This is a genomic window from Chryseobacterium sp. ERMR1:04 (genome assembly GCF_001297705.1).
In the GTDB taxonomy this organism is placed as follows: domain Bacteria; phylum Bacteroidota; class Bacteroidia; order Flavobacteriales; family Weeksellaceae; genus Chryseobacterium.
This window is the reverse complement of record NZ_LIRF01000005.1, coordinates 592495-615738: the sequence shown is the minus strand read 5'-3', so window position 1 is coordinate 615738 and position 23244 is coordinate 592495. Positions and strand designations below refer to the sequence as shown.

The following is a 23244-nucleotide window of genomic DNA, read 5'->3' as shown; positions in this document are numbered from 1 at the left end:
GCATGTTACATAATCAGCTTCCAGCCAGCGCTGACAAACAGTTTGCGCCTGCTTACCACCGCTAATTTTGCTAAGGTCTACCCTGTTTAACGATTTGGCCATTTTTTTTAACGTGATGTTTTTCATAAGATGTATATTTTGGTTAGTGGACAATAAAACTCTTTTATTATCCGGTTTTCATCAGCTCTCTTTAATCCACTTACTTCTAGATCATTGAATAGCTAATATAGAAAAAATATCACATCAGTGAGATATTTTTTTTTCGTTTGGTTATTAAAATTATCGACTTGTCCGCTTAAAGATCATTGGTCAATAAGTTGACTGGATTTACGTAATAGTGATTTTGTGAATATGAAGTCGCGTTACCATCAAAGGTTTTCATATTTATGGAATTTCGGATGAAGTTTCCACAATAATACATCAAAAAAAAGAGCTACCGTATGGTAGCTCTTGAAGTTAAATTTCGAAAAATTATTTAATTTCAATTTGACGGCTTATTGTTTTTGCCTCTTCTCTTTTTGGAATATTGATCGCTAAAACACCATCATTATAAGCTGCCTGAATGCTATTTTCATCGGCACTTTCAGGTAAGGTAAAGGAACGAACAAAAGAACTATAGCTATATTCACGTTTAGAATAATTCCTTCCTTCTTGTTTGTCTTCTGTACGTTGCTCTACAGAAATACTCAAAACATTCCTTTCAAGGGTGAGCTTGAAATCTTCCTTTTTAAGTCCCGGAGCAGCTAATTCAATGTGATAATGATCTGCACTTTCACTGATATTAGCAGCTGGCACGCGTGTAACCATGAGGTCCGCAAAGAAAGTGTCATTAAAAATGGAATCAAAAACATCATTAAAGCCTGGCATTAATGAATTTCTCTTGTTGTCTGGATTAAATTTAACCAATGTCATGGGTTTTTCCTCCTTAATTTGATTTAATGATTAAAACTTATAATTAATTAAACTCTTTGAACTTACGTTCGCATTTAATATTACAACTGGAATGCCAAAAGGATTTAATACTATAACCGCAGAAATTTTTACAGGTTAGCTGCAAAATTTTCAGTTTTAACTGTCAAAAAATCATAAATGAGTTGACATCAGTAAATTCACATGACTGGCCCAATGTCCACGAAAAGGTGTATTTTACTGCAACATTTCTTTTAATGTTGTAAACCAAATTTGATTATTGGTATAAATCCCATTGTAATCGAATACGATGTAGATCGTCTGATCACCGTTAAATTTGACCCGTAACGGTTGCCAAAACAAACCTAAATTTTTAACGCTCGAGGCAGGAAAGATTTCATCAAACCCCATATAAACCTCCTCAATCCGGTATAAGGGCAGGCTGAGTTCACAGTCCACTAAAAAGAGTAATTCACTTTTTGTTAAAATAGCACGCCCAGAATATTGGTGTAACGGTGGAGTAAAAGAAAATAACCCCATTACACCCTTCATAAAACTGCTTTTATCATTTAAGGCATAATTGTAGCCCCAGTAGACCTGTCCTTCGAGTATTGTCATGGCTAGAATTTAACCTAAATATATTTGTTTTTTGAGACTTTTTATGTATTTATTTAATGCCCTTAAAGAGTTTAAGCTGATGGGATTAAATGCCCGGGATAACACCCACAGGTATTGATGCGGACAACTAAACTTTCGGCTATGAAAAAATTGTCTTCGGAGTGCGAAACCCCACTTTTTGCAAATGTGGGAAAACCGCAAAGCATTGACCCGATGTCACCATCTGAACTTTTAATTATTTGTTTTTAAGCCTGATCTATTTGTCCTTGCCTTTAGATAGTTTTGAAACAGCTGTTATCGGTTCGAACGTTTATTTTTTGTGATTAAAATCCTGATGTCTACAAACAAGTAAACACAGGCAGCCACAATTTCTCCAATTCCACGCAATTTATCTTTCGGAGTCGTCGGAGAACTTGTCAATGTATAAAATCCAAGCCAAATGAGGAATACACAGAATAAATAAGCAAAAGCTCGAACAATGGTTTTTCTTAAGGTCCTTTCGCTGTTTTCTTTTTCTGAATTTTGCATTTATTGATATTTTGGTCTTTAACTTATTTGTATAATACAGCAGGTTTTTAGCCTGACCGCTAGCCCTTTTGAGTTTTGTGATGGTAGAGCAATCGAAGCAAAGTATTCAGTCTTGGACAAAATTCTATAGAAGTCCAGCTGTTCAACTTTGCACTTTCCCCCTGGATCGAAAATCTTGTTAGCTACAGTATATTTAATTCTTTTGCGATTTCTAATCTCCAATTGTCCATATCTTCTGATTTTGAGTTATAGTCGTCTATTGGCAAATTTCTTAAGTGAAATAAATCTTCTGATTTGTTAAAGCCAATTCTTGAACCTACAGAAATATATTTTTCCAGATCAATTTCATCATCAATATGGTCGTCAAAATACTCAGTCATTATATCCATTAACATCAAGTTCACGTTGCTTCCATAATCTGTATAGACATGGTCATTTTCAAGTTCAAAATTTATTATTTTTTCGACTTCGTTGTCAATGATAAGAACAGTAAAACTTTCTCCACAATCGAAAATAGGAACAATCCGTTTTCCATTTAGTATTTTATAATTCAGTACGGTTGGCAAATAAAAGTATGCGCCCTCTACATCTTCAATTCGATATTTTAATTCGGGAATATTTCCAATATTTCCCAAAAATACTTCTGGTATTCCGAAATTCAATAATTCCTTAACTCTATTTTCTTTAGATATAATGCTGGTCATAATAGTGTAGCTAACGCTGAAATATACGGAATAAAAAATATTTCTTCTGGTAAAAATACATGACTCCAAAGAAGCTCAGTGATCTTTTAGCTTTCTTAATAGTTCCAGTTAGCTTGGGATATCTCCTTATATATTTTACAGAGTTTCACGCCGCTTAACATCCTTTGATATTAGTGATTAGCTAAAAATTAGCGATGATATATTTTCAAACGAAACGGACAAAAAGGCAGCCAAGGTAATGCGGTCAGCCTACCCTTATGCCCACCAAAAGACTACGGCATAAACGGTTTCCTCCCCATAAATGGGTCCCCTCCAATTATTCCGTTTCCTTCTGGTTTTTCGCTGTTGACCGCAGTAGTTGTCTGCTTTCTTTTTTTCCGTTTTTTCTTTTGAAAAAATTATTTGGAAGGCGGAACGGCAAAACAATGAAAAGCACAGCTAACAGTATTGTATAACATTTAAAATCTAAAGACATGAACATCATCGGAAGACTAACAGCGGATGCAAAAGCAAGCATCCTGAAAGACGAAAGATCAGTCGTAAACTTTTCCATTGCGGTAAACGACAGCTACAAAAACAAACAGGGTGAGTGGATAAACCTAACCGAGTACGTAGACTGCTCATTTTGGCAATCGCCAAAGGTAATACCCGTACTCACGCAGGGTACATTGGTAGAACTCACAGGATGGGCAACTGCAAGGGCATGGACAACACAAAGCGGGGAACCTAAAGCAAGAATCAATTTTCACACTTCACAATTTAAAGTCTTAAAAAGGGGTGATAAAAAAGAAGTGGAAACAGCATCCATGCAGGATAACTACAACACGGGTGGTAGCAATCCTGAGAACGATGACCTCCCATTTTAACCGTCCAATTTTTAACATTCATTACGAGCAATCTCAAAGTAATTTTTAACAAAAAATATTCAATATCATGGCACACAATTTAAATTTCAACGACAAAACAGGTAAGTATTCATTTTTTTCTGTTCAGCAGAAAGCATGGCACGGATTAGGGCAAATCGTAGAAGATTATCCCACAAGTGAAGAGGCGATTAAACACGCAGGATTGGATTACGAAGTCATCAAAGCACCTTTGTTTACCAAAGGCGGTACAATGTCGATTGATAACGATGGAGAAATCAAAGAACCTTCCGACATCTTACTACCTAACAATTTTGCAACACTACGCACCGACACCAATACTGCCCTCGGTGTCGTAGGTAAAGACTACCATATCGTTCAAAACAGAGAAGCCTTTTCTTTCTTTGATGCCATTGTAGGCGGTGGGGATGGAATCCTGTACGAGACAGCAGGAGCATTGGGCAACGGGGAACGCATTTTTATAACAGCCAAACTCCCCGACTATATCCGTGTAGGTAATGGCGATGATGTAACCGAAAAGTATATTTTCTTAACCACCTCCCACGATGGTAGCGGAAGTATTACTGCCGCATTTACTCCTATTCGCATCGTTTGCCAGAACACCCTTAACGCTTCATTGCGCAGTATGTCCAATGTCGTGCGCATCAAACATACCGCAGGCGCTAAACAACGTTTGGACGATGCCCACAAAGTAATGGGACTCGCTAACAAAATGAGTACCGAATTGGAAGGAATCTTTAACCAATGGGCGAAAGTCCGTGTAAATGACAAAGAAGTAAAACGCCTTATTCAATTGGCGCTATGCCCCAACAAAGAAACCCTTGACCATCTGTACAAAGGCAATGAAGATGAAATTTCTACCGTATTCAAAAATACCGTTGAAGATGCATTTGCTTACGCCATGCTATCAGATACCCAACAAATGGAAACCACAAAAGGAACCTTGTTTGGAGCATACAATGCCGTGACAGGCTACTATCAGAATGTACGCAGTTACAAGGACAGCGAAGCCAAAGTACAATCCATCATCATGGGCGGTACAGCGCAAGGAAAAGCACAAAAAGCATTCGATTTATGTACCTCATTTGCAGGAAATGGCATTGATGCCCTTTGTTTCAATTAAATATTAACCATTGGCAACCGCCTTTAAGGTGGTTGCCTTTAAAATCTAAAGTCATGGGAAGATATATGAGTGTTATGCTAAAAAAGCAAAATAGAGATGACCATTTCATTTTAATGCTTAATGAAGAACTAAAAAATGAATATGGTGCAAATACCGCTACGAAATTCAATCCGTGGTGCGAGCTTCAGGAGGAAGCCAATTTTATGAACAAAGATAGGGAAGGAAAAAAACAATGTCCTGGACTGAAACGACCTGTCACGCCCGAACACCTGAGTAAAAATTTCTTTTGGTTTACAAACGGTTTTTTCTCGATAAAACTTTCAGGAGGTACAACCGCAGATGAAGGGAAAGATGCCGTTGCCGTCTGCAAATGGATCATTAAAACCAACTCAAAATATATTGACACCGAGCAATCTGACAATTACGATATGGATACCGTAGCGGAGTACCTTAATTCAGCTTTTCAGGATGCAGGATATAACCTTGATGAACTCTGGAAAATGTAAATCTACACTTCAAAAAAAATCCAATGCAAATAGAAATCTATAGAGCCACCCTCAAACACGATACAGGAAAAATAAACCTCTCCGTAGTTTCTCTTAGTGGCGAGCAGGGTGCAAAAGAAAAGATAATGACAGCCGAGAAATGCCCCCGAATCTGCCATTGTCAAGATAAAAAAAATATCAAAATAACGACAAAACAGCAACGATATGAAACCACTAGAGCGAATGAATAACGTAGAAAAGGGAAAAATGCTTGCAGACCTATTGCCCGAAGAACTGCCCAACATAACCCTGTTTATTTCAAAAGAAATAGAGCGATTTCTCAAAAATGAAGACCATAAGAAAAGTATTTGGAAGGGAACTTTACTAACCGCCAATTTTTGGTACAGTCTTGTGCGAAATGTTGAAAAGGCCATAAAACATTGCAGTAGCAAACTGCATAAAAATCACCGATGGTTTGCCGACCAGCTATTTGATGGTTACAACGCACTATTCACCATTCATTGCCTTATCGAATACGCCTCTACGGCAGAATGTAACTTAAAACTAAGGCAGGGAATACACTTTCTTTTCAGCGAAGCAAAAGTCATTTAAAACGCCCTAACTGATAAATAACCATAGCACATTGATACTAAACGTAAAATAATACATAAAAATAATTATGAAAATTGGAATCATCACCTACAAAAAGTTTGCAGAGCGGGTTTTACTGGATTGTACATTCATCATAGATGATTTATTCAACATCATGCTCAGCGACAGCGATTATGTTAAATTCCAAATCGTTGACGAAAAGGAAAATTTGTTACTATCCACCCATTATCCCGATACGCAAATAAAGGCTGAATACATTCAAGTTTTAAGGGTTAAGCGCGAAGTTGAAATTTTAGGGACTACTTACGATGCTTACAAAACACCTTCATTGGTACATAAAACAAAAGTAACATGGAAAACAGCCCACGGCAGTTTTAAAACCAGAAAGGAAGCCCAAAAATATGCCGATAGAATGAACCTTAAAGCAAGACTTTCTATTGAAAAATTTATCGGGCAAAATCAAGGTTAGAAAATATGTCCACACTAAAAAATTACGTAGACCAAGCCTTTCCTAATGAATGGCAACAGAGGGAACGAAAATATGCTGAAAAATTAAGGAACATCATTAGAAACGCCCTGCCCGATTGGAATACACACCTGCTTATACTGCGCGGAGAAGAAGGAAGAGTAGAATATGCCGAAAATATGGCAAGCTATGAAAAACGTCTTCGTGCAATCGGACATGACGAAGAAAGCATTTTAAACTTAATGACTAAAAAAATAATTCTCAATTATGGAACGAACTAATTTTTTCAATCAGATAGCCCAAATGAATATCACAGGAGATTTGCAAATCACCATCAAAAAGGGCGCAGAAAGCAATTGGATAGTATCGGTATTGCTTCAAAACGAAAGTTGTAGCGATAATGCCAAACACTTAATCGTACCCTGTACGCTTAGGGGAACAGCACAGGAATTGGACGAGGACTTTTTTGGAACCATCACCTCACCACTTGAAATGGCTTCCGGACTGATGGTTAATATGGAATTCTTTATGAAACAGATGGAGGAAGCCAAAAAACATTCGGCAATAGAGAAGGAAAAAACCGAAAAGGAGAAAAAAGAAAAAGAGGGGAAAAATAAAAAATTTCAGGAAGCCATGTCAAAATCTGCTGACCTTGAAAAAGAACACAAGTACAAGGAATCTTGGACAGCACTGCCAAAAATCGCAGACTTTCCCGAATACAACGAAGCCATCCGCAAAAGAATGTCGGAACTAGAAAAATTTCTTGCCCCTAGCCTATTCGGGGAGTAAAACAATTAATTAATCCCAAAAATCAACGATCATGTTATTAGCTACCCAACTCGAAAGAGTATTTATTCTTAAAGAAAAAGAACAGGAAATTACCCTGAACGACCCCGAACCGAAATGGAGCGTTGAAAGCGTATTGAATTTCTATGCCAACACCTATCCCATTTTAACAACTGCTAAAATATCAGCACCTAAAATTAAGGATGATAAAGTACAATATAAGTTTGAAAGCGTGATTGGCACTAAAGGTTAAATTAAAAATTTAAAGAAATGAACCATGCAACAACCTATCATATCGGGGACAATAAAAACACCCGAAGAAAAACGGCAGAGACAGTTGAACAGGCAACTTTACGAGTTTTCAAAATGGATGGAACGGACAAGGGATGCACAGGAAATCCGAAAAGACAAACGCCAGTCTGTGCCGATAGCCATGCTTCCAATGGTTTTCTAAAAACCAAGTTCCTGCCCAAACTGAAAACAGCGCAATCTCTGCAAGCTAGTGAGAGAACAAGTAAAATGGAACGGGAATTTTATATTTCCCTTTCGAGACTTTCAAAGCACTACGGGATTGAGTTACTTGATACAGGGCAATTTTCCTATCCGTACAATATAGCGCTTTCCCTTTGGAATGCAAAAACCCAGTTAAAAAACAAAGTCAATAATCTGGAAAACTTACAGTTTGTACAGGAGACGAAGAAACATTTCCTAATGGCTAAGGAATCTTGCAACGTTGGATTAACTTTATTCTACATTCCCGTAGTCCCACTCTTTTCAATGCTGAAAGATAAAAGAAGAACTAAAACGGCACAATTACTCCTATCGGTTTGCAGTTACTTATACCATATTGTTGATGTTCCCTACTACAGGCAGGAAGATTCATACCTGTATTGGCAGTACGAAATGATGAGTGATTGGATTGAACAGGATGAAGAAGATGTGGATAATCAAAACTGTAAAGATGAACTCAAACAGGCAGAGCGCATTGGCGACCTTGTGGAACAAAAAATCTACAACCGCAAAACCTTAACAGCTTTTGAACACCGCTTAAACCTTTTTAAAGCCCTTGATGAATTTGATATCGAATGCCTGAGAATGGCAAAAGAAGCCTTTGAACTTTATACCCAATACCCTGACGAGAATATCTTTAGAAATGCAAAACCGCTTCATGATGATAGTAACGATTATGATGCATACGAGCAGGAAACTATACCTATGGAGAAGTACATTTCCTTTTGGGCAGATAGCACGGGTTGGCTCTCTGAAAGCCTTTCGGAATGTATCAACAATGAATTTAATGAATATGGCGATGTACAGGAACCCCAAATTTTCAAATGCTTCGATGGTCGCCCAATATCAGCTAACAGCCTAAATTTTGAAAATCGTCTGTTCGATGTATTGGATGAATTAATTTATCTCCTAAACACTTATAAAAAAACAAAAAATGGACACCTCAACTGACCTTACTGAAAATTTTGGTACACTTTACCACCCCAAATCGGCTTTGGTTTTCTATCAAACCGTAACGGGAAATCCCGACTGCTATGTAGAATCATTCGATATGGATAAACACGGAAACTTAATTAACGCCCATCCTTTAACCCTGCGTGAAGCTAGTGCCTTAGCTAAATCCTTAACAATAGAGTCTAGCGATAAAAAGCCATTTTTAAAATCAGATGGAGTTATAGGCAGTCATATACTACAGGTTGACCCCATGCACGATGGTATTGTAATATGGTACAGTAAAGCACAATTAAGAAATCTGCTTTTTATAGAAAAATTGGGTATTCCAAATGGGAAGGCAAATTTGCCCCCTCTTCTTTGGGTGGCTAACAGAAACAGGATTTCGGTCTACGCCCTGAACACGGGCAACAGACCAACAGAAAAAACCCCGCTTTACCATGCTCCTTTTTTTAATGTCAATTCAGATGGAGCGGTATGTATGGGAACGGTGGATGTGAACATCAAGAAAACCGCTTCATTAGAAGAATTTACCACCGCTTGGGAAAACTATTTTTTTAACTCCTATTTCAGCCATTTAATGCCTAGTCATAACCCGATAAACGGCAATCTGGTCAGTATTTTTAAAAAGTTAATCCATACGGATAAGCCTTTCCCAAAAGAAAAATTAATAAAAACCAACAGAACCCTTAAAAATGTACTGCGATGATACCAAAAATGAGAATCCATTTTACAGATAACTACCTGCTGAACCCAACCAATCCGATTGAAGTAAACCTTATTGGTGCAGGCGGTACAGGATCAAAGGTTCTCACTGCCCTGCTTGAAATGAACCACAGTTTGATTGACTTGGGACATGCAGGCTTGTCGGTTAGATTGTGGGATGATGACATCATTACCGAAGCCAATTTAGGCAGACAACGATTTGCGCAGTGTGAGGTAGGATTGTATAAATCGGTTGCCCTCATTAACAGGGCTAACCGATGGTCAGGAACAAACTGGAAAGCAGAAACCATAAAATTTCAAAAAAATACATTGGGAAAAGCACCCGAAAATGCACAGGCAAACATTTACATCTCCTGCGTAGATACGGTGAGCGCACGTTTTGAAATTGCTGAAATTTTGAGGGGCATCAATAACCAATGGGGTTATCGTAATACGCCAAAGTATTGGCTCGATTTTGGAAATGGGAAATTTACAGGACAGGTTATACTATCCACTATAGAAAAGTTAGAACAACCACAATCCGAAAAATATGAAACGGTTGCCCATCTGCCTTTTGTTACCGAGGAATTTGGAGATTTACTAAAACAATCGGAATCCGAAGACGACACGCCTAGCTGTTCTTTAGCCGAAGCATTGGAAAAACAGGATTTATACATCAATTCCACGCTCGCACAAATGGGTTGCTCTTTATTGTGGAATCTGTTTAGAAATGGATTTACCGAAAACAGGGGCTTTTTCCTGAATCTTAAAGATTTTCGCGCACAACCCATAAAAGTTTAACGAACCGCCAAATGGCGGTTGGTACAAAGATACCCCCACCCCGTGTTCGGGAACATCTTTGCACGCCAAAATCGGAGCAACACCATTCATCAATTTTTCCTGCCACATTCCCCGAAATTGCCGAATACAGTTGCGGACTTTTGCGTGGGATATTCCAAATATCCCTTCTTACATTTGGAGGAACTTCTTTTCTTTCCACATCAGCGGCCAAAGAAAAGAAGCAAAAGAACGCCGCACATTATAAATGGATAGATCTAAATAAAATTATTCCCATTGGTTTTTACTGCTTCTTTTGTGGCAGAACCGCTTTGTACAATTTGGTAAATATTTGCTCATTTCTTTCGCTATCCTCTAACAAACCCAATAATTCGCTAATCCTCAGTTTTCAAATCAACGGAACGACACAATCAGCCATTTTATCTCAATTATGTGATTTATAGCTTATATTTGCATAAAGATAATTTTTTTCACTCCCTATCTCTGGCCGGATTCAAAAGTGTAGAAAAGTCAATTGTGTTTAAAAGTCTCTCATCTAGAGAGATCTTAGGCATAATTATAAACTATAACTTGAAAAATGGCCTCTAATGAAAATCAAGTTTTACAAACCAAAAAACGGCATCCTTAAAAAATATATTAAAGGATATTACTTCATCCTGCACGATGAAAATGCAGAACCACTAAAATACTGGACTTTCCCCAATAATTACTGTATCATCTCTGTAAGCCTTAACACAGATGTATTATTGGAAGCGAATAAAATTACAGTTATTCCAACAGATCAAACAAACGTCTCTGCTGATCTGGTCTGGAGATACGTTTCTCCCGTGGAAATATTTTATGAAAAACCCGTTACTGAAATTACCATTTACTTTAAACCACTAGGACTAAACCATTTCATAAAGGATTTTGGTGATATTCTTCGGCAGAACAACATTGTACAATTCAACGCCTTTCCGGATTTTAAACAAGAGATGGAAAAGATTTTAAATTATAAAGAAAGAAAATATCAAATTCAGGAACTCGAAAAATATTGGCTATCTAAACTATTGCATAAGAATTTCAACTTAATGAGGAATGTATTACAAGATGTTGAATCTGATTATAAAATTGCAGAAATAGCACTAAAGCATAATATCAGCAGGCAATACCTCAATAAGATCTTTATGAAAAATCTTGGAAAGTCGCCTTCTGAATATCGCAAAATACAACGCTTCAGAAATTCAGTCGCTACTAAGAAACACTTCAAAAATTTAACAGAACTATCCTATGAAAATATGTTTTACGATCAATCTCATTTTATCAAAAGCTTCAAGAACCTCACAACACTTAATCCAAATGCCTTTTTTAAACAGGTAAATACCAATAAAAATAATATTTGGCTTTTTGTTTAAGCACATATTTCTCCCTGAACAGCGAATGATAACCATTAAATTATTATCATTTCTTTTTTTGTACTTTTAAAAGTATAGATTAAACATGCATGCATCGCAAAATAAAATACCTTTCACTTGTTTGTATCCTTCTGCTACTGCTTTATAGTGGCTGTAATAAAACGCCACATACACCCGATGAAAAAGCAAAAGCTTTGATTGCAAAACTATTTGCAGCTAGAAAAAATCATACCTATGGATATGAAGCAGGTACATTTAGCAAATTGGACAGTGCTTTTACAACGTATCAGGATGATTCTACTTACCAATCCTATGCAGATACCGTTTCGCACTACTTGGACATGAGCACTGCTGCTTTTACAGAATTGGCAGCAGTAGGTTACACTGCCGATACGATTAAAAACGAGGCTAAGAAAAAGCAAGCATGGAAAGTAATGCTAAAAGCTTCGGCAAAGCAAACCATGTACAATGATAGTGCTGATTTTTACAGCAAAAAAACTACTTACATAAAAAATCACTACCGACCATTTTTTAACGGCTGGAAAATTACACATGAATATAAGGCCAATAACGCTTTTGGTATTCCTGTTTCACAAAAAACAACTTTCTATTTTAATATTCCATTAACTGAGATTACCGGACCTGAAGACATTGTAAAATTTGCAAGAAACAAACTGTAATACGGTGCTGGGTTAAATAGAATAAGTTTTACAGAAATCTGATTGGTAATTATACCTCAAAAGCTTTTTTCTCTCTGGCAATATCCTCCCACCGCTTCCTTATGAAATCTTTAGGGCGTATTCCATTGATCTCCTGAAATAAATCTGAGAAATTGCTTCGCGAGGCAATTCCACATTCTTCTGCCAATGTTTCGATTTTATAGGAAAGTAATTTTTCTTCCTGATAAAGTCTCTTTGTAATATAGGCTATACGTAACTCGACCAGATACCTTTTAAAATTATTCCCTTTATACTCGTTAATTATCTGTGATAAATACGTATGATTTGTATCAAATTTGAGGGCCAGTTTGTTTAAAGTAATTCCACTTTCCAAAAAACCCAGGTTGTTTTCAAAGTCATCAAGTTTATCCAATAGATCATCCACAATTTCTTTTTCGATGTCAGATTTTTTCACGCTTTCATCTCTTGAAGGAACAAGATCTCCGTTGAGGATTTTTTGTTCCACAATCCTATATTTCTCCCGTACTCGCTTCTCAGCCCTATATTTTATAACAAAGGCAATTACAAGAATGCCAGCAATAATCCCTAAAGTGCGATTCACCCACGCACTTACAGTGGAATTTTGCTCCAGCCTCATTTTTTCTTCCCTCAAGTCCCGCAGATCATACTCGCGGTGAATCTTGGATGAGAGATAGGCAAAATCCTGACCTATAATGCTATCGGCTTTTATTAGTTGCGTGGTATAGTACAGTTCCTTTTGCGGATTGTTTTCCTTTCTATATTCAGCGATTAACTGCTCATAATTATTTCTTAGTTCGGGAAGTATAAAATTATGTTTCTGAAAAACGGAATCAACTTTCTGGAAATAAAGCTTAGATTTATTGTGATCACCAAGTTCCTGATATGACTTTCCAATATAGGAGTAACATACCGTCGCCCATGCAAAATCATCCGCACTGGCAATCGAGATCAGCGAACCATTTAAAGATTTTATGGAATTCTGATAGTCTTTCTCATAATATTGCCTGATGCCCTTTTCCTTAAGGAAATACCCGTACTCCTGGCTAAAGTCCTTATTTCCCGTGGTGAGCGACAGACCAATATTCGTCAATGAATCCGCTGATTTGGGAATACCGAGATAACGGTAACAGACAGCCATTTGGTGCAGGCTGTTATAATATCCCCTAATGCTTCCATAGATCAGATTACGATTTATGTTCTTGCGGGATTCCGCCTCAAAAAAAGTTTTAGTCTGTTTAAATAATACCAGTGCTTCATCATAATGGCCAATATAACTTTTAACAACACCAATTAAATAGGCCAATCTATTCTTGTGGTACTGATCATTAGTCTTTTTTGAATACTCGTAGGCCACCATATATTCAGCCAAGGCCAATTTATATTTTTTAAAATTAAAATAATAAACGATTCCCTTGTGCAGATACGCCCTGCTTAATATACTATCGTTCTTTGTTAAATTTGCTGCCAAGATCGCACTGTCGGCATATTTCAGTTTAGCATTTGGATGTGGTGAATACTGGATGGCATCAAGATACCCCTCTACAAGTCTCGGATAATTCTTTTCGCCTTTAGCTTTAGCAATATATTTCTCGATTAAGGGTAGCGCACTCGAATCATTATTTGCCCTGTTTTCATATTCCCGCTTGATCAGATAATAACCACTATATCCCTCTTTTTGTGCATAAAGAGGTTGAACGAGAACAATTAATAGTATAAAAACATAAAAATGAGGACGAATAATTATCGACATGGCAAAGTTTCTACATCAAAATTATGAAATTTAAGCCAATTACAGTCCGCTCTTAGGGTAATCTCAAAACCAGAGCAAAACATTTCACAAAACATTGAATTCCAATACATTAAAGTTGTACTAGAAGATACATTAGTACGTACTAATGTATCCTTTGGGGCAACAACCACTTTTTCCAGCATGAAATATCATATACCTTCGATTCAAGAATTCTACTAAAATCCGGCCGGGATAATTTTCAAAACGAACAACTCATGAAAAAGATTATCCTTTTACTTTTAACAATTGCAGGAATTATTTCTCTACACTCCTGTAGAGAACAGGATGAAGACCAAGTTGCGGACATACAAATCCAAAGCAGGCAATCATCAATGAAGGAAACAAACAAAGATTCTGATAGCATCAATACAATTGTGCTAACACAACAATCAAGTCTTGATGGTACAAAAGAAACTGATCCCCCGCCTAAGGATGGTGGCCAGTGGAAAATCACAAAGTAGTTGTGTTATTTCTTGAAAGCGAACGCTTGGAAAGATTTAACGAATCGATAATGAGGTAATTAAAAAAAAACAAAACCATGCGAAACAAAAAACTCGTCATTGAAATTGTGGTACTGTTACTCGTCATTCTATTCCTGTACACTGGCTTAAGCAAGTTTATGGATTTTAAGGGTTTTACATATGACCTAAACAACCAACCCTTTCCAAATAGTTTTACACCTACTTTGAGGTGGCTTATACCAATTACTGAAATTGCGATTGTATCAACACTCCTGTTTGAGAGGACCAGAACAATTGGCTTACTTGCATCACTCGTACTGATGAGCTTGTTTACCATTTATACTGCTCTTGTTCTGCTACATGTGTTTGAATATGTGCCTTGCAGTTGCGGAGGGGTAATAAAACATCTCACATGGCCGCAGCATTTAATTTTTAATCTATTTTTTGTAGTAATTACATGTGTAGCACTAAGGTTTAGCAACCGCAATGCATTACATCAATTTACCTACACACAATAACTAAATAACGATAACCATGAATATTTCGGGCCAGAAATAAAAGGAGAAGCCGAAAACCTTTACAAAGAGTAGGCGAAAAACACCAAAATATTTTCACCATGAAAAATTTTAAATTATTACTAGCTACAGCAGTACTTTTTGCTGTAGGAAGTGCTTTTACCAATGTAAATAAGCATGATGACAGACCTGTGTATGGAAATACACCAAGTGGCTGGGTTGTAGCAGATGACAACGATGAATGTATTGGCGAGCCTACGCCACCTTGCAAAGTTCTTATGAAAAACGATGACCCAGCTCAAGGAATTGAACAAGTTCTTGATTACGGGAATTTTGTACCAAATTAGTTTAAAAACAGGCAATAAAGGCAGACTCCTTTCTAGTGAGCCTGCCTTTATTTATTTAGCCAGGGAGAAATCAATAATTTGGATTAATTGTTCGAAGGGGACACTTAAATTTGCACGTTGCTCTATTTTTCCTTTACGATCAATAAGCACCTGTGCAGGATAGGTAAATACACCATATTCATTAAGAATGGGATGGGTAAAACCCTCGCCATTTGTATATAAATTTAGCGTATGTTTTGAAGTATATAAACCACCGTTAATACTTTTTTTCCATCCATTAAGATCTTTATCAGAGCTAATAGAAAGAAAAACAAAATTGGGATTACCTTTGTAATATTGCTCCATTTTGTATAATTGTTTGGTGTAAAACGCACTGCATGACAAGCAGCCTGTAAACCAAAAATCAATGAATACCACCTTACCTTTAAAATCACTTAGTTTAACGACTTTCCCACTGACATCTTTTAGAGAAAAGTCGTAAGCTCTTGCCCCTACCGTTGTAGAATTATACAATTTAGTTAACGACTTCCGAAACACATCTGTTTTAAAATATTTAAGGGCATCTGCCATAAGCTCTGAAGCATTATCAATTTTACCTAGCTTTTCTGAAAAATATGCTAAAACTAATCTTTCTCTAAGTATTCCTGTATACTTATTCTTAAGCAGTTCGTAGATAGGCTTATTAAGAATTCGCGAACCAATATACGCTTTTGTTAATAATGCATATGGATATGAAGATGAGGAGACAATTATACTGTCTGTAAAAAGCTGTGGAGTAGGCTCTATCACATCATAATAAATTTGATTAAGGCTATCTAGCAGTTGTTTTTTATTGTCCTTTGACGCACTTTGATAAAGTCTGTCAAATTCTGAATATTTTACTGACAGATGATTACCCACAATATTTGACTGCAATGTGGAATATGCTTTGTTCGTTATATGGTATTTATAATGTTCAATTATATCCCATCCGTTTAGCTGAGTTGGTTTTTTGTCAAGATCTGAACGTAGTTTCTTAACATATTCCGCACTATATATGAGAGTAATCTGAAACATATTGCCAAATTGCTTTAGACTATTTATTTTATAAGCCTCTATTAAACTATCTGTTCTCAATACGTCAGATATTTTTTTAGTGAACACTATCGGCTTATTTTCAAATTTCTCAATCGCATTAGCTTCTTCCAGATCATTAAAACATTGAAACTTTTTTGCTGAAGGCCCAGCAAAAACTGTGCGCCTAAATCGTTGATCGAACAAAATCTTGACACTATCACCAGGTTCTACCAAGTAATCATAGAGAAGAACATCATTGTTAGTCGAAACCCTCAAATACCCAATATCACTCACGTTGGGAACACTAACATTAAAAATCGTCTGTCCCAAAGCCGCAAAGAAACCACCGATTCGGGTAACTGTTTTTATTACTTGTGGTTCTGGAAACTTACCCCCATTACGATTATAAGTTTGCCAAAAAGTTACGGTGATAGTATCTATTTCCAATTTCTCACCAGCCTTCGCAGGCATTATTTGTCCGTATATAACAACGGACTTATTTGGACTGTGAGATTGTGCATTTAAAGGAGTATATAATGAATTAAAACATGATACTAACCCAATTACAGCAATTATTTTTTTTATTTTAATCTTCATGATTCTATCTAATATTTTGTGGAACAGGATTCAACTGCATTTCCCGCTCTGGTATTGGAAAAATGTAGCGCGGATCATTTGGCGATAAGATATAAACTTGACCATTTACGGTATGAATCAACGATGTAGCAAAACGGAAATCTGTGTTTAGTCTTCTTAAGTCCATCCATCTGATACCCCGAAATATTAATTCTTTTCTGCGCTCTTTTAATATTTTTTTTAGCGCATCCGTTTCGTCTGTTGCCGTCTGATCTACATAAGTGGTAGAATTAGTAAGAGGATTAGTTTTGTACCTTTTTACTAATAAATCGTTAAGATCTTTCATTGCTCCGTTGATGTTTCCATTCCGTGCTAAACATTCAGCCTTGTTAAGTATCACCTCATCAGTCGCAAGTCCAGCGAAATTCCCTCCATAAGTAGCATTATATGACCCTTTAAATGCGTACCGACCATTAGTTAACCGAAAATATGCTGTCTTTCTTAAATCATTAGCATCATATTGATCGTACAGGCTCGTGGTTACGAGCCTGTTACTTTGACTGAAGAGAATTACTATATAACTATACAGATTTGATGTAAAAGCAACCTCTTCATTAAAAGCTGGAAATGGAATTGTAGCTGTGGTACTAATAGAATTAAAATCAAGAATCTTATTTTTAAATGTAAGGTAAACATTAGCGTTCTTTAAAGAATTTTGATAATCGCCCATCACTAAATATACTCGTGATAATAATGCTAATACTGCCGATCTTGAAGGACGGGTTGGTATTGATGGAACATTCTGCAGTAATTTTTCTGCTTCTAATAAATCACTGATAATCTGGCTGTAAGTTTCCCCAACAGTTGATCTTGATGTAGCTCCAATATCCGATTTTGTTTTAAGTATAATACCTAGATCAGAGCCCGCAGTCTGAGCATTATAAGGCTTGCAAAAGTACTGCGCCAATTGAAAAAAGGCGTGTGCCCTAAAAAAGTACGCGCTCCCCTTTACATTATTGTAAGCAGACAGATCACCTGATGACGGATTTATCTTTTCAAGTCCTTCTAGTGCGACATTAGCATAAAAAATCTGTTCGTATGGGGCATTCCAGTCTCCAACTCCGGTAGTCCCTTCGTATACATCGCTTTTAAAAGTATAGCAATTCCGTTCAATTGCTGATGCTACAGTCGTATAAGTATTGTCTAGCATTTCATAATCGTCACTTGAGAGTTCACCCAAAGCAGGTATTCCCCCACTACTAAAACCATTCATCTTTACTTCATTATCTAGCAATGCTTGAAAATTAGTAATGGTTTCTGGTACCACTAAACTTTTACTTGGTTTCTCATCAAGCCACTCTTTTGTACAAGAAGAAAAAAGTGAAAAAATTAATATATAAATTAAAGGTTTATAGTTCATGATAATATTTTTTATTAATAATTAAATAAAGAACTAAAAAGTGCATTTTACTCCTATTGAAAAGGTTTTTCCGAATGGGAGATAAACACCTGCATCGGGATCTATCCCCTGATTACTCTTTGTCCATAATAGCCCAAGATTATTTATGTAACTGTAAATCTCAAGTTTTTTAAAAGGCAGTTTACTATCGCTATTTTTATTAAAAGAATAAGAAAGGCCAACATCCTGAAGCCTGATATGGGAACCAGATTCTACAAGGATTTCAGAGCCCTTGTACATGGCGTCTCGATTAACATTATTTGGCAACGTAGGGAATGATGGCACCTGTGTAAATTGTTCATCTCCGGTCTGTTTCCACCTGTTTATATAATCTACATTCCCTGACCACGCATTAAAAAGACTTCCATAATCAACTGATGACTTTCGGAAATAATATCCAAATTTGTAACTAACATTAAAACTACATTCAAATCCTTTATAAGAAAATGAATTGCGAATCGAACCAAAGTAAGGAGCAGTTGATGGTCCGTTGTAAACAAGATCTTCTGGTTTCATAGTTGTTAATATGGAAGCATAATTTTTACTCACTGTTCCATTAAGATAGCCTTGCGGATCGCCAGTAGCAGGATCTAACCCGGCCCATTTATAACTATAAATAGAAAATAACGGTCTGCCTTCAAATGGTGTTGGATCAATATCACCAGAAAGGATATAATTGGAGGGGACATCTTTTGTTTCGTATTTAGTAACCTTATCTAATGCATATGAGAAAAGCACAACAGTATTCCATTGAAATTGTCCCTTTAAATTCTGGGTATTAACGGTGATATCAGTACCATGTCCTTTGGTGCTTGCCAAATTTGATCTAAATGTTGAGATACCGTTCGATGGTGCAACGAGCCCGTTCCCTATTAAATCAAGTCCTGCTTTACTAAAATATTCTATAGTGCCTGATATACGTTGATTCGCTGTGGCAAAATCTAACCCCAGATTAACAACCCTTGTCCTTTCCCATATTAAACTTGGATTTGGAGGATTTGTAATTTGAGCAGTTTGAAGATTTGTTCGCGTACTGTTAGCATACAATGCGGTAACATAGGCCGAAGTAGATTTATCAACGTTTCCATTATAACCAAACGTTGCTCTCAGTTTTAAATAAGGAAGCCACTTAAGATTGTAAAAGTTTTCCTTGCTTGCAATCCATGAGCCGCCCACAGAGTATAGAGGTACACCTTTTTGATTTGTTTTAACACCTAATAAATTTGATGCATCTTTTCTGCCGCTTGCACTAAAAGTATACTTGTTATTAAAAGTATAAGCCGCGTTTGCGTAGTAGGAGAAGAAACGATCTAATGAACCTGAAACCCCACTGCCTACTGGAATAGATAACCGCGTTGAAGTATTATAATATGCAGGAAAAAGGTCAACATAATTTACTCTGCTACTTGTCCCCAAAACATCATCATAGCCATATTGCCTGTTTGTACTTCCATCAATTTTGACCTCTCGCACTTCAACACCTGCAATAGCATTTAACTGATGCTTTTGATTCCAGTTTTGATTGTAATTTACCTGTGAACGGAATGAATATGAATTTAGATCGGAAAGAGATTGATCTAAAATGCCCCCAACAGGCACAGGATATTTAATTGTAGATGTAGGATCATAAAATTTATTTATTAAATCTCTAACCATATAGGTCTGCTGGTCATAGAGATTTCGGCCGGTAACAAACTGTTTTTCGTACTGATATTTTACCTCGGCACTTAGTTGAGGGATAAATGTATATTTAGCGCCAAGGTTTATGCGCGTATTTGTAAGTTTACTTACGTTGTTAGCTAAATTCAATTCATCTAAAGGGCGGTATTTCCAGTCAAGCATGCCAGCTCCCGGATTATCCGTAAAAGTACTTCTATAATCTTTCACAATAGCTAGTGGGGCTCCATCAGCACTCGCTAACTGTGCATAGGGATATATATTATTTTTGGTAGAACTAGGCGCTATGGAATTGAACCCACTATTATTGTTTTGGGTTCTGTTCATAACATAGCTAATGCCGACAAGTACATCCAGATTTTTAAAAGGGGTAATGGTACTTTGTGCATTTAAGGAAATTCTGTTAAAATCATTATTTACTGCATTAGAAAGATTCTTGTCAAAACCACCAGAAAAATAATAACTGATATCTTTCGATCCTCCGTTCATATTCAGTGCATATTGCTGATTAAAACTATTTCGGTATAAGTATTTACTATAATCATCTCTGACATCAAATTTTCTTAATGCGTTAATTTGATTATTCGCATCTGTTTCAGATAAGGTTCCATTTTTCCTTTTTATTAGAATTTCGACAACGGGAGAAATAACAGGTTTATTAGCATTTGTCTGATCGGAATTATAAAAATTTAAGTCAAATAATTTCTGTTCAACATCAATAAAATCTGAAGAGCTCATCGAGCGTCTGCTATAATATAAATCAGGTTTTTCACCAATGGTTATATTGCTGTTAAGATTCACTGAAAGGGGGGCGTTTTTAATACCTTTTTTCGTGGTTAGTACAATTACTCCGTTTCCAGCCCTCGCTCCCCAAATTGAGGCCGCTGCCGCGTCTTTAAGAACACTGATACTCTCAATATCGTTTGGGTTAATATTTGCAATATCCCCATCATAAGGAAAATTATCGACCACAATAAGCGGCTGATCATTGGCAAATATGGTACTGCGTCCACGGATATTCATATTGGTAGATTTTCCTGTAGTTTTATTTACTTTAAAGGAAAGGCCAGGCACAACATTTTCTAAACGGCTTATAATGTCAGTAGAAACTCTTCTGTTAAGCAATTTATTGTCAACCTGAACAAATGAACCCGTAGATCTTTCTCTGGGAATTGTTTGATAACCCGTTGAGACAATCGAAACATCATTCAGGTTTGAGCTTACTAATTGTAACTTTATGTTTATCTTACTATTGCTATCGGCTTTTACTTCTATTGTTTGATATCCAATATAAGATATAACTACTATTGCATTCTCTGGACCATTGTTAATAGTAAATCTTCCTTCTATATTTGTAATTACACTTAGATTGGTATCCTTAACAGAGACGGTTGCTCCCACCAGAGGATCACCCTTTTCATCGGTTACAAGCCCAGTAATCTTTTGCTGTCTGGGGCTAGCACTCGCTCTGGGTTTTACAAAAGCTTTTGCTTTTACAACAATGGTTTTCTTAACCATTTCGTAGGTAAAAGGTTGCCCTTCAAAAAGCAAATCCAATGTTTCAGTTAGGTTTTTTTGTTTTACATTTAAGGTTACAGCATTGGCATCCTTAATCATGTTTTCATCATAAAAAAAGATGTATCCGCTCTGCTTCTGTATCTGGCCAAATACCTTTGCTATAGGTTGCTGTGTAACTGCCAATGATATCTTTTGAGCATAAACGCTTGCCGTTACTTGAAAATAAGAGATCAGTATGAGGATTGCGCTTAGCTTCATAACCAGAAGTGGTTTTGTAGGGTGACTTCGGGCACGCATAAGTGCATGCCGAAAGCATGTGAAAAATTTCATATTTTTGTTTGTGGGTTAGTTGAATAATTGCTTTACGGTGTTATCATGACTACCCCTATTGCCGGCTAATGCTCTCGACAGCATTACCGGCTTTTTATTTTGGGGCATCATTAACTAATACTAAAAATTTGATTTAACTTCTACTGCATAGGCACTGATTTAAGGTTTAACAATTAGTGTGTTATTTATTAATTCGAAATGGAGATCATTTAGCATCAGGATTTTCAGTAAATCATTCAAGTTATCTGTACGGTATATACCACCTGTAAATTTCCTATCAGGGATTTTTCCTATATATTCTACATCAATATTGTACCAGCGTGCAACCTGCCGCATGATGGTCTGAATACTGGCTTGCTTAAAATAAATTTGGTTATTTTTCCATGCCAGTGCAGATTCTAAGTCGGCTGTTCCTGTAGTAATATTATTTTTTGTTGTAGTAGTTTGTTGTCCCGGCGTGATAGTTATAGCATGGATAAAATTATTACCACTACTGGAAAGGTTTACACGTACTGAACCTTCTGCAAGCGTAGTAACAGTGCTTGGTTCATCCGCATAACTATTCACATTAAAGTGTGTCCCTAGTACTTCAACTGTTTGGTCTGCTGTTTTTACCCTGAAAGGTTTGTTTTTATTTTTCGCAACTTCAAAGTACGCTTCACCAGTGATGATAACCTCACGGCTATTTCCAATAAAAGCTGTCGGAAATTTGATAGATGATGCCGCGTTTAGCCATACATGGGTATTATCAGGCAAAATAACTTGATACTGCCCTCCATTTGGCGTTTTTATAGTATTATATACTAATCGAGAAGCGATATCAGTAGCATTATACTGTAACTGCCCTTTACCTACCTTAGAAATATCTACACCGGGCTGCTCAAGTAAACGGCCATTTGAAACCGTATCTAATAAAATTGTTCTGCCATCATCCAGGACAAGCGTAGCTTTATCGCCTCCCGGATTAACCCTAATTTGATTATCTGTTATTAGAACTGGTAAATGATCTTGTGTTTTACTCAGATAAAAATATAAAGCAAATGCTAAACCCAAAAGGGCAAGAGCAGCGTATGGCCAATATTTTTGTATCAGCTTTAATTTCTTTTTAGGCTGAAGTTTATTTCGCAGTTTATCCTGGACCGCATCAACAGTATTTTTTAGTCCTACTGCATTATTTTCTGCAACATCACTAGATAAGTTTTCGAAGATGAGATCCCGAATTTCCTCACTACCCTCTTCTTTTCCAAAATACCTTAGCAAAACACCATACTCATCCTTATTAATGGTATTATCCAGATATTTATTAAAGAGTTCTTTGATATAGTGGTTAGTTTCCAAGGTT

26 protein-coding genes are annotated in these 23244 nt (G+C 36.6%); 17 read left to right on the top strand and 9 right to left on the bottom strand.

What is annotated here, in order from left to right; genetic code table 11:
* Positions 1 to 471: 471 nt before the first annotated feature.
* The 4 genes from AMQ68_RS13105 to AMQ68_RS13090 form a co-directional block, all read right to left on the bottom strand.
* Complete coding sequence (locus AMQ68_RS13105) at positions 472 to 912, bottom strand: Hsp20/alpha crystallin family protein (RefSeq protein ID WP_054511070.1); 441 nt, start codon at positions 910 to 912, stop codon at positions 472 to 474.
* 234 nt (positions 913 to 1146) lie between these two features.
* Complete coding sequence (locus AMQ68_RS13100) at positions 1147 to 1527, bottom strand: hypothetical protein (RefSeq protein ID WP_054511069.1); 381 nt, start codon at positions 1525 to 1527, stop codon at positions 1147 to 1149.
* Positions 1528 to 1821: 294 nt separating this feature from the next.
* The gene (locus AMQ68_RS13095) at positions 1822 to 2055 is read right to left on the bottom strand and encodes a hypothetical protein (RefSeq protein ID WP_054511068.1); all 234 of its coding nucleotides are present in this window, start codon (positions 2053 to 2055) and stop codon (positions 1822 to 1824) included.
* A 182-nt stretch (positions 2056 to 2237) separates the two neighbouring features.
* Complete coding sequence (locus tag AMQ68_RS13090) at positions 2238 to 2759, bottom strand: hypothetical protein (protein ID WP_054511067.1); 522 nt, start codon at positions 2757 to 2759, stop codon at positions 2238 to 2240.
* Positions 2760 to 3232: 473 nt separating this feature from the next.
* Between AMQ68_RS13090 and AMQ68_RS13085 the strand changes: the two genes are divergently transcribed.
* The 14 genes from AMQ68_RS13085 to AMQ68_RS13015 all read left to right on the top strand — a co-directional run bounded on the left by AMQ68_RS13085 (position 3233) and on the right by AMQ68_RS13015 (position 12153).
* The gene (locus AMQ68_RS13085) at positions 3233 to 3625 is read left to right on the top strand and encodes a single-stranded DNA-binding protein (protein ID WP_054511066.1); all 393 of its coding nucleotides are present in this window, start codon (positions 3233 to 3235) and stop codon (positions 3623 to 3625) included.
* A 67-nt stretch (positions 3626 to 3692) separates the two neighbouring features.
* Positions 3693 to 4766: a DUF932 domain-containing protein gene (locus tag AMQ68_RS13080; RefSeq protein ID WP_054511065.1), complete on the top strand. Its 1074-nt coding sequence runs from the start codon at positions 3693 to 3695 to the stop codon at positions 4764 to 4766.
* Between the two features lie 53 nt (positions 4767 to 4819).
* Positions 4820 to 5272 carry a hypothetical protein gene (locus AMQ68_RS13075; protein ID WP_123905695.1) on the top strand — a complete coding sequence of 151 codons (453 nt, stop codon included), beginning with the start codon at positions 4820 to 4822 and terminating at the stop codon, positions 5270 to 5272.
* Between the two features lie 23 nt (positions 5273 to 5295).
* Entirely contained in the window at positions 5296 to 5502 is a 207-nt protein-coding gene (locus AMQ68_RS25335; protein ID WP_054511063.1) for a hypothetical protein, read from the top strand.
* Positions 5477 to 5863, top strand: coding sequence for a hypothetical protein (locus tag AMQ68_RS13065; protein ID WP_071254801.1), 387 nt, complete (start codon positions 5477 to 5479; stop codon positions 5861 to 5863). The genes AMQ68_RS25335 and AMQ68_RS13065 overlap by 26 nt, the downstream gene beginning before the upstream one ends.
* 67 nt (positions 5864 to 5930) lie before the next feature.
* Positions 5931 to 6332 carry a hypothetical protein gene (locus AMQ68_RS13060; protein ID WP_054511061.1) on the top strand — a complete coding sequence of 134 codons (402 nt, stop codon included), beginning with the start codon at positions 5931 to 5933 and terminating at the stop codon, positions 6330 to 6332.
* Between the two features lie 5 nt (positions 6333 to 6337).
* Positions 6338 to 6610 (top strand): hypothetical protein, encoded by a 273-nt coding sequence (locus AMQ68_RS13055; RefSeq protein WP_054511060.1) that lies wholly within the window; start codon positions 6338 to 6340, stop codon positions 6608 to 6610.
* Positions 6597 to 7118 (top strand): PRTRC system protein E, encoded by a 522-nt coding sequence (locus tag AMQ68_RS13050; protein WP_054511059.1) that lies wholly within the window; start codon positions 6597 to 6599, stop codon positions 7116 to 7118. Before AMQ68_RS13055 ends, AMQ68_RS13050 begins: the two co-directional genes overlap by 14 nt.
* A 31-nt stretch (positions 7119 to 7149) precedes the next feature.
* Positions 7150 to 7368 (top strand): PRTRC system protein C, encoded by a 219-nt coding sequence (locus AMQ68_RS13045; RefSeq protein WP_054511058.1) that lies wholly within the window; start codon positions 7150 to 7152, stop codon positions 7366 to 7368.
* A gap of 17 nt (positions 7369 to 7385) precedes the next feature.
* Positions 7386 to 8576 carry a hypothetical protein gene (locus AMQ68_RS13040; protein WP_054511057.1) on the top strand — a complete coding sequence of 397 codons (1191 nt, stop codon included), beginning with the start codon at positions 7386 to 7388 and terminating at the stop codon, positions 8574 to 8576.
* Positions 8560 to 9285 (top strand): PRTRC system protein B, encoded by a 726-nt coding sequence (locus AMQ68_RS13035; RefSeq protein WP_054511056.1) that lies wholly within the window; start codon positions 8560 to 8562, stop codon positions 9283 to 9285. Before AMQ68_RS13040 ends, AMQ68_RS13035 begins: the two co-directional genes overlap by 17 nt.
* Complete coding sequence (locus AMQ68_RS13030; protein WP_054511055.1) at positions 9282 to 10082, top strand: PRTRC system ThiF family protein; 801 nt, start codon at positions 9282 to 9284, stop codon at positions 10080 to 10082. Before AMQ68_RS13035 ends, AMQ68_RS13030 begins: the two co-directional genes overlap by 4 nt.
* Positions 10083 to 10666: 584 nt before the next feature.
* Entirely contained in the window at positions 10667 to 11473 is an 807-nt protein-coding gene (locus AMQ68_RS13020; RefSeq protein WP_054511053.1) for an AraC family transcriptional regulator, read from the top strand.
* 89 nt (positions 11474 to 11562) lie between these two features.
* Positions 11563 to 12153 (top strand): hypothetical protein, encoded by a 591-nt coding sequence (locus tag AMQ68_RS13015; protein WP_054511052.1) that lies wholly within the window; start codon positions 11563 to 11565, stop codon positions 12151 to 12153.
* Positions 12154 to 12202: 49 nt separating this feature from the next.
* Here AMQ68_RS13015 and AMQ68_RS13010 read toward each other — a convergent pair whose 3' ends face one another.
* On the bottom strand, positions 12203 to 13924 hold the full coding sequence (locus AMQ68_RS13010; RefSeq protein ID WP_054511051.1) for an AraC family transcriptional regulator: 1722 nt from the start codon (positions 13922 to 13924) through the stop codon (positions 12203 to 12205).
* A 254-nt stretch (positions 13925 to 14178) separates the two neighbouring features.
* On the opposite strand from AMQ68_RS13010, the gene AMQ68_RS13000 reads away from it, so the two are divergent.
* From AMQ68_RS13000 to AMQ68_RS12990, 3 genes are all read left to right on the top strand, one after another.
* A complete protein-coding gene (locus tag AMQ68_RS13000; RefSeq protein WP_054511049.1) occupies positions 14179 to 14424 on the top strand; it encodes a hypothetical protein in 246 nt (81 codons plus the stop codon).
* A gap of 77 nt (positions 14425 to 14501) precedes the next feature.
* Entirely contained in the window at positions 14502 to 14942 is a 441-nt protein-coding gene (locus AMQ68_RS25950) for a MauE/DoxX family redox-associated membrane protein (protein WP_054511048.1), read from the top strand.
* A 98-nt stretch (positions 14943 to 15040) separates the two neighbouring features.
* Positions 15041 to 15286: a DUF6520 family protein gene (locus AMQ68_RS12990; protein ID WP_054511047.1), complete on the top strand. Its 246-nt coding sequence runs from the start codon at positions 15041 to 15043 to the stop codon at positions 15284 to 15286.
* A gap of 51 nt (positions 15287 to 15337) precedes the next feature.
* Here AMQ68_RS12990 and AMQ68_RS12985 read toward each other — a convergent pair whose 3' ends face one another.
* The 4 genes from AMQ68_RS12985 to AMQ68_RS12970 all read right to left on the bottom strand — a co-directional run bounded on the left by AMQ68_RS12985 (position 15338) and on the right by AMQ68_RS12970 (position 23240).
* Positions 15338 to 16939, bottom strand: a complete 1602-nt coding sequence (locus tag AMQ68_RS12985) for a TlpA disulfide reductase family protein (RefSeq protein WP_054511046.1) — start codon at positions 16937 to 16939, stop codon at positions 15338 to 15340.
* Positions 16940 to 16943: 4 nt separating this feature from the next.
* Positions 16944 to 18338 (bottom strand): RagB/SusD family nutrient uptake outer membrane protein, encoded by a 1395-nt coding sequence (locus tag AMQ68_RS12980; protein WP_054511045.1) that lies wholly within the window; start codon positions 18336 to 18338, stop codon positions 16944 to 16946.
* A 33-nt stretch (positions 18339 to 18371) separates the two neighbouring features.
* A complete protein-coding gene (locus AMQ68_RS12975; protein ID WP_160317989.1) occupies positions 18372 to 21830 on the bottom strand; it encodes a SusC/RagA family TonB-linked outer membrane protein in 3459 nt (1152 codons plus the stop codon).
* A gap of 231 nt (positions 21831 to 22061) precedes the next feature.
* On the bottom strand, positions 22062 to 23240 hold the full coding sequence (locus AMQ68_RS12970; RefSeq protein WP_054511043.1) for a FecR family protein: 1179 nt from the start codon (positions 23238 to 23240) through the stop codon (positions 22062 to 22064).
* Between the last annotated feature and the right edge of the window lie 4 nt (positions 23241 to 23244).